Origin of the sequence: Prescottella sp. D32 (genome assembly GCF_037287305.1) — a bacterium.
Lineage (GTDB): Bacteria > Actinomycetota > Actinomycetes > Mycobacteriales > Mycobacteriaceae > Prescottella > Prescottella equi.
Map to the genome: position 1 here is coordinate 174,768 of NZ_JARBSW010000002.1, position 12,279 is coordinate 187,046.

The 12,279-nt window shown below is 67.6% G+C and carries 13 protein-coding genes; 5 read left to right on the forward strand and 8 right to left on the reverse strand.

Going from position 1 to position 12,279, the window contains the following annotated elements:
• Positions 1-5 precede the first annotated feature (5 nt).
• Genes PSS76_RS10360 through PSS76_RS10395 form a run of 8 tightly spaced genes read right to left on the reverse strand, consistent with a single transcriptional unit; the run spans position 6 to position 6,956 of the window.
• A complete protein-coding gene (locus PSS76_RS10360) occupies positions 6-1,268 on the reverse strand; it encodes a hypothetical protein (protein WP_084847843.1) in 1,263 nt (420 codons plus the stop codon).
• A complete protein-coding gene (locus PSS76_RS10365) occupies positions 1,262-1,813 on the reverse strand; it encodes a Cif family virulence factor (RefSeq protein ID WP_005514541.1) in 552 nt (183 codons plus the stop codon). The genes PSS76_RS10360 and PSS76_RS10365 overlap by 7 nt, the downstream gene beginning before the upstream one ends.
• A gap of 49 nt (positions 1,814-1,862) precedes the next feature.
• Positions 1,863-2,057, reverse strand: a complete 195-nt coding sequence (locus PSS76_RS10370; protein ID WP_005514542.1) for a ferredoxin — start codon at positions 2,055-2,057, stop codon at positions 1,863-1,865.
• 2 nt (positions 2,058-2,059) lie between these two features.
• Positions 2,060-3,481 carry a lanosterol 14-alpha demethylase gene (cyp51, locus tag PSS76_RS10375; RefSeq protein ID WP_337456170.1) on the reverse strand — a complete coding sequence of 474 codons (1,422 nt, stop codon included), beginning with the start codon at positions 3,479-3,481 and terminating at the stop codon, positions 2,060-2,062.
• Positions 3,478-4,278: an SDR family oxidoreductase gene (locus tag PSS76_RS10380; RefSeq protein WP_005514544.1), complete on the reverse strand. Its 801-nt coding sequence runs from the start codon at positions 4,276-4,278 to the stop codon at positions 3,478-3,480. Before PSS76_RS10380 ends, cyp51 begins: the two co-directional genes overlap by 4 nt.
• Positions 4,278-5,483 (reverse strand): cytochrome P450, encoded by a 1,206-nt coding sequence (locus PSS76_RS10385; protein WP_005514545.1) that lies wholly within the window; start codon positions 5,481-5,483, stop codon positions 4,278-4,280. Before PSS76_RS10385 ends, PSS76_RS10380 begins: the two co-directional genes overlap by 1 nt.
• A gap of 4 nt (positions 5,484-5,487) precedes the next feature.
• Positions 5,488-6,048, reverse strand: coding sequence for a TetR/AcrR family transcriptional regulator (locus PSS76_RS10390; protein WP_005514546.1), 561 nt, complete (start codon positions 6,046-6,048; stop codon positions 5,488-5,490).
• A 50-nt stretch (positions 6,049-6,098) separates the two neighbouring features.
• A complete protein-coding gene (locus tag PSS76_RS10395; RefSeq protein WP_041674033.1) occupies positions 6,099-6,956 on the reverse strand; it encodes a mycofactocin-coupled SDR family oxidoreductase in 858 nt (285 codons plus the stop codon).
• Positions 6,957-7,075: 119 nt separating this feature from the next.
• Between PSS76_RS10395 and PSS76_RS10400 the strand changes: the two genes are divergently transcribed.
• The 5 genes from PSS76_RS10400 (at position 7,076) to PSS76_RS10420 (ending at position 12,199) form a co-directional block, all read left to right on the forward strand.
• On the forward strand, positions 7,076-8,548 hold the full coding sequence (locus PSS76_RS10400) for an aldehyde dehydrogenase (RefSeq protein WP_013415347.1): 1,473 nt from the start codon (positions 7,076-7,078) through the stop codon (positions 8,546-8,548).
• Positions 8,549-8,575: 27 nt separating this feature from the next.
• Positions 8,576-9,325 (forward strand): SDR family oxidoreductase, encoded by a 750-nt coding sequence (locus tag PSS76_RS10405; protein WP_013415346.1) that lies wholly within the window; start codon positions 8,576-8,578, stop codon positions 9,323-9,325.
• Entirely contained in the window at positions 9,322-10,218 is an 897-nt protein-coding gene (locus PSS76_RS10410; protein ID WP_013415345.1) for an NAD(P)-dependent oxidoreductase, read from the forward strand. Before PSS76_RS10405 ends, PSS76_RS10410 begins: the two co-directional genes overlap by 4 nt.
• Positions 10,215-10,631 (forward strand): carboxymuconolactone decarboxylase family protein, encoded by a 417-nt coding sequence (locus PSS76_RS10415; protein ID WP_005514551.1) that lies wholly within the window; start codon positions 10,215-10,217, stop codon positions 10,629-10,631. The genes PSS76_RS10410 and PSS76_RS10415 overlap by 4 nt, the downstream gene beginning before the upstream one ends.
• Positions 10,632-10,717: 86 nt before the next feature.
• Positions 10,718-12,199, forward strand: a complete 1,482-nt coding sequence (locus PSS76_RS10420) for an FAD-dependent oxidoreductase (protein WP_064058689.1) — start codon at positions 10,718-10,720, stop codon at positions 12,197-12,199.
• Positions 12,200-12,279 lie beyond the last annotated feature (80 nt).

The following is a 12,279-nucleotide window of genomic DNA, read 5'->3' on the forward strand; positions in this document are numbered from 1 at the left end:
GTCGATCAGATCACATAGAGCGGCAACGGAATTCCACGGTCCTCGAACGCGAAGGCGGCACCGGTGCTCACCTTGGTGATCGCGACCTCGACGCATTCGGGCGCGGGGTCGGTGGTGACGTCGACGGTGACGTGCAGCCCGGCGGCGCCGTCACCGACGACCCGTACGGTGAAGCGCGGATTGACCCCGCGTACCAGGGCCTGCAGCGCTTCGAGGTGCTCGGCATCGATCAGCGTGGGCCAGCCACCGTCGACGTCCACGAGCCCGGTCCGTCGAATCACGAGCTCCAGTTGCTCTCCGTCGAAACGAATTTCGCTGTCCACGTACTGCGTGGGGTTCAGCAGTGGGTGCAGTGCCAGCACGGTCGCGAGGCCTTCGAGGTCGTCTGGCAGACCGAGCGCGTCGCGAATTCGTTGCGCGGTGACGCCGGCGATGCCGGTGAGCTGTTTGCGGGTGATCTCGCGGGTCTTGTCCTCGTCCGCGCGCTTGCGGACCGCGATCAGGAAGCCGAGGGCGAGCAGGTGTTGCTGCAGGCACACCTCCTCGGCGATCCGCACGAGAGCGGACTGCGAGAAGTCCTGGAACCGCAGGTCGGCGAGCAACGGTCCCGCGTAGTCGTGGTTGCCGTCGCCGCCGTTGTCGATCGGGCTGAGTTCGACCGTGTTGGCGGCGGTTCGGCCGATCTGCTCGGTGTGCGGCTGCATCGTCGGCGGGACGTGCTTCTCGTCGATGACGACGGTCCACGCGCAGTGTGGGTGACGGTCCGCCGGCCGGCGCGGGGGACGATGGATCGGACGGACCTGCGCGTGCGCATTGGTGGCCAGTGCCGTGGCGTCGAATGTGGGGTCCTCGATGTCGTGGCACATCGCGGTCACGTACTCGTCGCCCAGCGGTTCGACGTCCATCAGCGCGCCACAGTGGTCGAGCCAGAACTCGCCGTGCTGCGGATCGTCGACCCGGAAGCGGAAGTCCATGAATTGCGGCGGCGCCCCGATGTCGAGCTGCAGGCCCTTGAAGATGGTGACGACGTCGTCGCCCTCGTAGCGCAATGCACGCTGCATGCGCCGGGTGTACCAGGGACTCGCCGCCTGCCATTCCTCGATCGCGACCTGAGCCATGCCCTCCCGCCCGAACTCGACGATCAGGTGGGCCATCCCGGATCGGTCGATCAACTGGCCGCACAGCAGCAGTTCCGGCACCAGTGCCGCCAGGTCCGTCCGCGACAGCGCCGCGAACGAGGGTGACCGCCGCTCCTCGGTGCTCACCACAGCGGGACCGGGGCCTGGCCGACCGGGTACCAGCCCGGCAGCTTCTCTCCGGAGATCGAGCGCTGGATGCGGGACTGCATACCCGTCGACAGCGCATTGTTCTGAATCATCTCCATGAACAGTGCCGAGACATTGCCGAAGTCGAAGAAGTCACGCTGCCAGGACCACTGGAAGTTCCCGCCGTACCGGAACCAGCTGCCACCGATGCCGTACACCGCATAGTTGGTGCCGTCCGGACGCGCCGCGTCGGAGATCTGCTTCCACAGCCCGATCACGTTGCCACTGCGCTCGTCGATCACGAACTCCTGGTAGGGATACTCCCAACCCTCGAGCCCCTGCATCTCCAGTCCGAGCGCGACGTCGCGGATCTCGTCACGCCCCACTGCCATGAAGTCCTGCTTGGGGCCGTAGTTCCAGCCGTAGGTGGCGTCCTCGGTATAGAAGTCCGCCAGCGGCTTCCAGTCGCCGGCCGCCTCGGCCTTCTTGTTGGCGTCCACCCAGCGCTGGACCATCTCGTCCAGTTCGCCACGGTCGAATCCGGTCATGTCGTCGTCTCCTTCGATGGTTCTGGTGTGGTGCGTGCGCGAAACGCCGTCAGTCCTCGACGATCCGCAGGGCTTGCGTCGGGCAGTACCGGACCGCGCTCTCGACGTCGGCCCGCAACGACTCCGGCGGATTCGCATCGAGGACGGTGACCTTGCCGCGCTTGGGCACGGTGAACACGTCGGGTGCCTCCATCTCGCATGCGGCGTGCCCCTGGCAGAGATCGAGATCAGCTTCGACGCGCATCGTCAGGCCTCACTCGTGTGGGCGACCGGGCACCCAGTCGGAGCCACTGCCGCCGCTCCGACGGACGCCGCCCGGACGGTGCGCCGGCGATAGCGGACGCGGCACGGCTGCTGCAACTGCACCACCATCTTGCTGTGGTCGTTGCGGTACGAGTCGGCCGACTGCGCCATCTCGAACTCGAAGTCGCGCAGCAGGATCGAGAAGATCGCCTTCAGCTGCATCTGCGCGAACGCCGCCCCGACACAACGGTGACGACCCGCACCGAAGGGGATCCACGTCCAACGGTTCGCGGTGTCCTCCTGGTTGGGGTCGATGTACCGACCCGGGTGGAAGGAGTCGGGTTCGGGGAAGTCCTCCGGGATCCGGTTCGAGATCGCCGGCGTGGCCGCCACCAGGTTGCCCTCGTGGACCGAGAACCCGCCCACCTCGAAGTCGCCGCGGGCGACCCGGAGCAGGATGATCAGCGGCGGATGCAGCCGCAGGGTTTCCTTGATCACCGCCTCGAGGACCGGGATCTGCCGCAGCGCATGGAAACTGATGTCGGCACCGTCGGCATACAGCTCGTCCAGTTCGGCGGTGACCTGCTGCATCGTGTCCGGATGCCGCAGTAGCTCGATGAGCGACCACGCCGCGGTGCCGGACGTGGTGTGGTGGCCGGCGAACATCATCGAGATGAAGATTCCGGTGATCTCGTCCGCGCTGAAGCGCAGGTTGCCCTCGTCGTCCCTGATCGAGACCAGGACGTCGAGCATGTCGCGATCCTCCTTGCCCCGGGGAGGATTGGCGACGCGCCCGGTCATGATGCCCTGGACGAGCTCGACGAGGGCGACGCGAGCGGCGTCGCGGCGACGAAAACTCTCGATCGGCGCGTACGGGTCGACGAAGGCGATCGCGTCGGTGCCCTGTTCGAGTTCGTGGTAGAGCTTGGCGAACCGGTCGTCGAGTTCGTCTCGGAACTTCTTGCCGATCAGGCACGCCGAGGACGTGTAGATCGTCAGTTCGGCGAAGAACTCGAGCAGATCGATCTCGCCCTCGTCTCCCCACCGGGACACCATGTCCTCGACCTCGCCGCCGATCGTCGTCGCATGGCCCCGCATCTGTTCGCCGCGCAGTGCGGAGTTGTGCAGCATTTCCGACCGGCGCTCGGGGCTCGCGTCGAACACCACGCCCTCGCCGAAGATCGGCTTCATGAACGGGTAGGCGGCCTGCTGGTCCAGATCCTCGTCGGAGGAGCGGAAGAAGAACTCGTTGGCCTCGGCCCCGGTCAAGAGCACCACGTCGCGATCGACCAACCGGAACACCCCGACGTCGCCGCACTCCTCGCGCACGCGGCGCATCAGGGCGATCGGGTCGGTGCGCAGTTCCTCGAGGTGTCCGTGTTCGTGGAGTCCTCCGGACACGCGGGGCGGATCGGGCAGGGTCATTTCGACTCCTCGGAACTCGGAAGGGGCGCGAGCGGCGCCTCGGGCTGGACTTCGATGAGGACGAGGTGGACACCGCGCGGGGCGCCCACCACCGCGACGACGGCGTTCGCCATGTCCGATGCGCGCAGCATGTATCCGTGGCGGGCGAAACCCCACTTGCCCCACAGCTCGGCGACGGGCGCGAGGATCTCGGGAGTGGAGTTCATGCCCATGCCCGTGAAGGTGGGACCGGGCCGCACGATCGAGGCTCGAATTCCGGTTCCCTCGAGTTCCATTCGCATTTGGCGCCCCATCGCCTCGAGGCCGGCCTTGGCGGCGTCGTACGCACCCATCATCGGGCGTTGGCGGTCGGCGCAATCCGAGCCGATGAGCACGAAGTCGCCGCGGCGGCGTTCACGCATCCCGGGTAGGACGCGGTGTGCGAGCCGCTGCGCGCCGACGAGGTGCACGTCGATCTGCTTGGCGAAGCTGGCCGGGTCCATCTGGTCGGCGGCACCGAACTCGAGGTCGCCCGCACCGGAGACGACGATCTCGGCGGGGCCCAGGGCCTCCTCGGCGGCCGTGACGAACGCGTCCACCGAGGCGTCGTCGGTGACGTCGAGGAAGTGGGCGAACGCCTCTCCCCCGTTGCTGCGGATCTTGTCCGCGATCGCCTCCGTCTCCGCGACCCGGCGGGCACCGAGCGCGACCGGGTGCCCCAGGTCGGCGAGCGCGTATGCGACCGCCTCGCCGATTCCGGACGACGCGCCGCTGACCAACGTCGGCCTGCGGGTGGGGTTGGGTTCGAAACGGGGCATCAGCGCACCTGCACCTTCATCGGCAGGGCCGCGAAGCCCCGCACGTTCGTGGAATGGACACGTTCGATTCCGGACTCGTCGACCTCGAAATGCCTCACGCTCTTGGCGAATTCGGCGAGGGCGATGTTCGCCTCGAGCCGGGCGAGGTGTGCGCCGAGGCAGAAGTGCACACCGCCACCGAAGCTGACGAGTTTGTTGGTCGAGTCCCGGCCGATCCGGTAGCGGTCGCCGTCCTCGAACACGTCCTCGTCGCGGTTCGCGGACCCGATCAGCAGCAGCATCTTCTCTCCTGCCGGAACCGTCTGCCCGTAGTACTCGAGATCCACGGCGGTGGTGCGGGCGACGATCTGGCTCGAAGTGTCGAATCGCAGCGTCTCCTCGACCCAATCCGTCACCCGCGCCGGGTCGTTCAGCACCTGCGCGACCTGATCGGGATTGTGGGCGCCCCAGTACGCCGCGTTGCCGAGCAGCTTGGTCGTAGTCTCGTTGCCGGCGACCACCATCAGGAACAGGAACCCGAGAACCTCCTGGTCCGACAGCTTGTCGCCGTCGATCTCGGCGTCGAGCAACGCCGACGTCAGGTCCTCGGTACGCGAACGTCGACGCTGCTCGATCATCTCCTTGTAGTAGGTCATAAGGCTCAGCGACGCCTCGACCGACGCCGGCGGCACGTCGAGGACGCCATCCTCCCGGTGAACCACCAGGTCCGCGAGGCGCCGGAGTTCCGCGCGGTCGGCCTCCGGCACGCCCATCAGTTCGGAGATGACGTCCATCGGGAGCTTGCCCGCAACCTCGGCGATCCAGTCGAATTCACCGGCTTCCAGAGCCGGCTCGAGGTACTGACGGGTGAGTTCGAGGATCCGCCCGTCGAGCTCGGCCACACGGCGCGGAGTGAATCCGCGGGAAACCAACTGGCGCAGGCGTGCGTGCCGCGGGTCGTCCATCGCGAGGAAGGACATCACCAGGTGCGCGTGCGGCCCGTACGCGGCAGGGTCGAGGGAGACCCCGTTTGCACTCGACAGCCGGGTGCTGTCCCGGAAGGCACGCAGCACGTCGGAGTGACGCGACAGCGCCCAGAATCCGATCTCCGGATTGTGGTAGAGCGGGGACTCGTCGCGCAGCCGGGCGTAGATCGGGTACGGGTCGTCGTGGAAGTCGTAGTCGTAGGGATTGAAGACCACCGGGTCGACCAGCGCTTCGGTCATGTGATCACTCCAGAATCATTGTGGCGGAACGCTCCAACTGACCGGCGAGGTCTTGGTAGGAGCCGTACCCGATGCCGGCCCGGAGCAGCGCTCCGGCGTACAGGAGGTCGAGGGTCTCGAGAAGTTCGGGATCGGCGGGCTTCCCCAGCGCCTCTTCGAGGCGGCCGCGGATGTCGATGCCGATTCGCACCCGCAAGTGCTCGACGTCGGGGTCGCTCCCGAGGAGTGCGTTGGTGACGGCGCTCGACAAGCCGGGCTCGTCGGCGAGCAGGAGGGCGATGCCGCGCAGCACCGCTACGACGCGACCGGTCCGGTCGAGCCCGTCGGACTCCGGCCGCGGTGACTGCGAGAGCCGGCGCCAGAAGACCTCGGCCACCAGGTGTTCCTTGGACGAGAAGTACGTGTAAGCGGTGGCGGGCCCGACGCCGGCCCGCGAGGCGACCGCGCGAACGGTGAGACCGGCGAAATCCTCCTGCCGCAGGACCTGCACTGCGGACTCGCACAGTCGGTCGACGGTATCGGCCTGCTTCGGCGTAAGGCGCCGGCGCGTGGACTCGAAACTCATACTAGACACATGTCCGGACACTACTACAGTTTCCTGTCTGTCGGCAGAGATCAGAGGCCGATCTTCATGCCGGCTCCGGCGTCGATCCTCAGTTGCTGCCCGGTGACGTAACGTGATTCGTCGGAGGCCAGGTACACCACGGCGTGCGAGATGTCCTCCGGCTCGACCCACGGGATCGGCATGGCCTGCATGAACGGGAAGGTCACCGCAGCATCCTCCGCAGTGGGGTTCTCGAGGTCGGGCCGGAAGGTCTTGTACATGGGCGTGCTCTGCAGCATGTCGGTGTTGCAGTTGGTCGGGTGGATCGCATTGACCCGGATCGAATCGGGGCCGAGCGTCAGCGCCAGCGAGTTCGTGTAGGTCTGGATCATCTTCTTGGCCAACCCGTATCCGTCGCCGCCGGGCCCCTGGAGCGCCTGCTGACCGTTGAAGCCGGTCTGCGGCACCAGTCCCGCGACCGACCCGATCGCGATCACCGAGGCGCCCTCCCCCAGGTACGGCAGCGCCGCGTGCACGGTGTTGACGACGCCCACGAAGTCGACGTCGAACGCGTCGACGAACGCCTGCGCCGGCAAATGCTTGCCGAGCGGACAGATACCCGCGTTGGCCACCACGACATCGAGGCGGCCCAATTGCGCGACGGCGTCGGCCAGGCACACCTCGAGCGCTGCCCGATCCCGGACGTCCACCTCGGCCGCGACAATCCTGCCGCCGGCCTTCTCGACGAGCCGCGCGGTCTCGTCCAGATCCGCCTCGGTCGCCAGCGGGTACTCGTTGGTTCCGATGTCGGCACAGACGTCGAAAGCGATCACGTCGGCGCCCTCCTCCGCCAGCCGAACCGCATGACTGCGCCCCTGACCGCGGGCGGCACCGGTGACCAGGACAACTTTCCCGGCAACTCTCCCCATGACTGCTCCCTTGCACTACTGCAATGGATTCCGAATGACATTCCATCGGAACGGCATTGCTGGCGACATTTGTTCGTACTATAGTCCAGACACCTGTCCAGCCAGAAAGGTTCTGCGCAATGACGCTTCGACCGACCGACAGCTCCGCGCTCCTGATCGACGGCAAACTGGTTCCCGGTTCGGGCGGCGTGTTCGAGGTGCTCGCGCCCGCCACCGAGGAGGTGGTGGGCCACGCGGCAGAGGGCACGGCCGCCGACATGGACGCGGCGATCGCGGCGGCCCGCCGGGCCTTCGACGAGACGTCCTGGTCGCGCGATCACAGCTTCCGCGCGCGGTGTCTGCGTCAGTTGCGCGATACCCTGCAGTCGCACATCGAGGAGCTGCGCGAGATCACGATCGCCGAGGTGGGCGCACCCCGCATGCTCACCGCCGGGCCGCAGCTCGAGGGCCCGATCGCGGATCTCGGCTACTTCGCCGACCTCGCCGAGTCGTACGCGTGGGAGTCCGATCTGGGCGTCGCGGCGCCAATGGGTATCAGAACGCGGCGCCGGGTCCTCAAAGAGGCCGTCGGCGTCGTCGGAGCGGTCACGCCCTGGAACTTTCCGCACCAGATCAACTTCGCGAAGCTCGGGCCCGCGCTCGCGGCCGGCAACACCGTCGTCCTCAAGCCGGCTCCCGATACACCCTGGTGCGCGGCATTGGTCGGCAAGGTCATCGCGGAGGAGACCGACATCCCGGCGGGCGTCGTCAACATCGTCACCTCGACCGACCATCGGCTCGGCGCGCAGCTCGCCGAGGATCCACGCGTCGACCTGATCTCCTTCACCGGCTCCACCGCGACCGGCAAAGCCGTCATGACCGCGGCCGCACAATCACTGAAGAAGGTGTTCCTCGAGCTGGGCGGGAAGTCCGCGTTCGTCGTCCTGGACGACGCCGACCTCGCCGCCGCCTGCGCGATCGCCGCGTTCACGGTGTGCACCCATGCCGGTCAGGGGTGCGCGATCACGACCCGCCTGCTGGTGCCGCGCGAACGCTACGACGACGCCGTCGCGGCCACCGCCCGCACGATGGCGGGGATCCGGCCCGGCGACCCCGACGAACGCGGAACCGTCTGCGGCCCATTGATCTCCGCCCGTCAGCGTGCACGCGTCGAGAGCTACCTGAAGCTCGCGGTGGAGGAGGGCGGGACGATCGTCGTGGGCGGCGGACGGCCCGCCGAGCACGAGCGTGGCTTCTTCGTCGAACCCACCCTGATCTCGGGTCTCGACAACTCGTCCCGCGTCGCCCAGGAGGAGATCTTCGGGCCGGTACTGGTAATCCTCCCCCACGACGGCGACGACGACGCGATTCGCATCGCGAACGACTCGCCCTACGGCCTCTCCGGATCCGTGTGGGGCACCGATCCCGATCGCGTCCGGCATGTCGTGGAGGGCGTCCGCACCGGAACCCTCGCCGTCAACGGAGGCGTCTGGTACGCGGCGGATGCACCGTTCGGCGGCTACAAGCAGTCCGGAATCGGCCGGGAGATGGGCGTGGCCGGCTTCGAGGAGTACCTGGAGACCAAGCTCGTCGCGGAACCCGCGACCGCTTAGCCGAATTCGACGACAGGAGACATGCAGATGGGACGTTTCGACGGACGCACCGCCATCGTCACCGGCGCCGCCCAGGGCATCGGCGAGGGGTATGCCCGGGCACTTGCCGCCGAAGGCGCCGACGTGGTCGTCGCCGATCTCAACCGTGAGCTGGGCGAGACGGTCGCCAAACAGATCACCTCCGACGGCGGCTCCGCCGTCTTCAAGGAAGTCGATGTGGCCGAACCGGACTCGGCCCTGGATCTGGCGTCGTTCACGATCGAGAGGTTCGGCCGCATCGACCACCTCGTGAACAACGCGGCGATCTACGGCGGCATGAAACTCGACTCGCTGCTCACGGTGCCGTGGGACTACTACAAGAAATTCATGAGCGTCAACATGGACGGTGCGCTCAACGTGTGTCGGGCCGTCGTGCCGCACATGCGCGAGAGCGGCGGGTCGATCGTCAACCAGTCGTCCACCGCCGCGTGGGTGTACTCAAACTTCTACGGTCTGGCGAAGGTCGGGATCAACGGCCTCACCCAGCAGCTCGCGTTCGAACTCGGCTGGTCGAACATCCGGATCAACGCGATCGCCCCGGGCCCGATCGACACCGAGGCCACCCGGACGGTCACGCCCGGCAACATCGTCGCCGATATGGTGAAGCGGATTCCCCTGCAGCGCATGGGCACTCCCGAGGACCTGGTCGGCATGTGCCTGTTCCTGCTGTCCGACGAGGCGAGCTGGATCACCGGCCAGATCTTCAACGTGGACGGCGGGCAGGTGATCCGGTCGTGAGCGAACCCACCCGCGCGGTCGGCTACATCGGTCTGGGGAACATGGGCGCCCCGATGGCCACCCGACTGCTCGAACGTCCGGGCACGCTGGTCGTGTGCGACGCCCGCGCCGAGGCCGTCGAACCGTTCACGACAGCGGGCGCGACCGCGGTGTCGACGCCGGCGCAGGTCGCCGATCGCGCGTCGGTCATCTCGGTGACCGTCCTCGACGACGGCCAGGTCCGCGACGTCGTCGCCGGACCGGACGGCATCCTGTCCACGGCCCGGCCCGGCACGGTGATCGCGGTGCACTCCACGATCAGCGACACGACGGCGACCGAACTGGCCGCAACCTGCAGGGCCAAGGGGGTCGACCTGATCGACGCACCGGTCAGCGGCGGAGCGCCGGGAGCACAGCAGGGCCGGCTCGCCGTCATGGTCGGAGGCAGCGACGAGGCATTCGAGGCGGTCCGCGAACCGTTCGGCTACTTCGCCGAGCTGGTGGTCCATGCCGGGCCGGTGGGCGCCGGAACCCGGATGAAGCTGGCGCGCAACCTACTCCACTTCGTGTCGTTCACCGCGGCGTGCGAGGCGGCGCGCCTGGCCGAGGCAGCCGGCATCGACATCCGCAAGCTCGGCAAGGTGGTCCGCCACACCGACGCGATCACCGGGGGCGCGGGGGCGATCATGCTCCGCGACACGACCGCTCCGGTCGCGGACGACGACCCGTGGTTCTCGATCCTGTCCCACGTCCGCAACCTCGGGGAGAAGGATCTCGCGCTGGCGCTCGATCTGGGCGACCGGTTCGACGTCGACCTGCCCCTCGGCGCCCGGGCCCTCGCCGGCCTCGGCCCCGGACTCGGTGTCGGCACCGGAACGGTCGCCGACCGCGCCCACCACAAGGAGAACGCATGACCGACCACAACGGCGACGCCACCACGTCGGAACGACGCAAGCGTGGGGTCGCGATGATGAACCAGGTGTACGGCTGGGAGATGCCGTCGGACGTGCCGGGCGACTTCTTCGCCGTCACCGCCGACCACCTGTTCGCCGACATCTGGACGCGTCCGGGCCTGAGCCTGCGCGATCGGCGCCTGCTGCTGCTCGGAGCGATCGCGGCGCAAGGGCAGACCGATGTCGCGAAGATCCAGATCAACGCCGCGCTGGGCAACGAGGAGTTGACCGAACAGCAGATCGAGGAGGCCGCGATCTTCCTCTGCCACTACGTCGGCTGGCCGTTGGGCACCGGACTGAACAACGCGCTGATCGCGGTCAAGGCCGATCGTCGTAAGGCCGCGCGCGCCGCGGAGAAGCAGCGCTCCGAGTAGTCCGCCCGATTCGGGCACGCCGGCCGCCCGATACGCGGATACTGATTTATAGAACACGTTCTACCCAGTCGAAAGGATCCACCCACATGTCACAGCCGGTGTCCGGGGCCACCCCGGTCCGTCCCTTGTCCGCCGAGAGCATCGACGTCTGGGACTACGAGGCCGATGTCGTGATCGCGGGCTACGGTATCGCCGGCGTCAGCGCCGCGGTCGAGGCTGCCCGCGCCGGCGCCGAGGTCCTCGTACTCGAGCGGGCCGGCGGGTGGGGCGGTGCGGCCTCGTTGGCGGGCGGATTCATCTACATGGGTGGCGGCACCCCGCTGCAGAAGGCACTCGGGTTCGAGGACACCCCCGAGAACATGAAGACGTTCATGATGGCGGCACTCGGGCCCGGCGCCGACGAAGCGAAGATCACCGAATACTGCGAGGGCAGCGTCGACCACTACAACTGGCTGGTCGACTGCGGCGTCCCGTTCAAGGAGAGCTTCTACGGTCAGCCCGGCTGGGAGACGCCGTTCGACGACGGCCTGATGTACTCGGGCGGCGAGAACTCGGCGCCGTTCAACACGATTGCCACACCCGCCCCGCGCGGCCACATCCCGCAGATGGCGGACAAGAAGGTGGGCGAGAAGGGCGGCGGCTACATGCTCATGAAGCCGCTGGTCGAGACGGCCGAGAAACTCGGGGTGCAAGCCCAGTACGACATGCGCGTCCAGACCCTGGTCACCGATGCCACCGGCCGGGTCGTCGGCGTGCAGGCCAAGCAGTACGGCAAGGACGTGGTGGTGCGCGCCCGCAAGGGCGTCGTGCTGGCCACCGGTAGCTTCGCTTACAACAAGGACATGGTCGAGGCGTTTGCGCCCCGCCTCATCGGACGTCCCGGCGCCGCGATCGAGGAGCACGACGGCCGGTCGATCCGGATGGCGCAGGCCCTCGGCGCCGACCTGGCGCACATGGACGCTACCGAGGTCGCCTTCTTCGGTGATCCGCAGATGATGGTCCGCGGCATCCTGGTCAACGGGCGCGGTCAGCGCTATGTCAACGAGGACACCTATCCGGGACGGATCGGTCAGCTCACGCTGCTGCAGAACGACAATCAGGCGTACCTGATCATCGACGAGGACGCGTACGAGGAGGCGAAGACTACGCCGAGTTCGACGCCGTTCTTCCGCTTCCAGCCCAAGTGGGTGGCCGAGACCGTCGAGGAACTCGAGGCCGAGATGGGGCTGCCGGAGGGCACACTGCAGGCGACGGTCGAGGTCTACAACAAGCATGCCGCGAACGGGCAGGATCCGGTGCTCGGGAAGAAGCCCGAGTGGGTCAAGCCGATCGGCTCGCCGATCGCAGCACTGGACCTGCGCAACTTCACCGCCGGATTCACGCTGGGTGGTCTGCGCACCAACACTGCCTCCGAGGTGCTGCACGTGTCGGGCGATCCGATTCCCGGCCTCTTCGCGGCCGGTCGCTGCACCGCCGGCGTCTGCGCATGGGGCTACGCGTCGGGCACCTCGCTCGGCGACGGCAGCTTCTTCGGTCGTCGCGCAGGCGTCAGCGCCGCGAAGGGCTGAGCGTGAACTGACACTGCGGACATGCCGGATCATTCGGTCCGGCATGTCGGCAGCTGCTGACCCAGGCCGTTCGAAGGTGG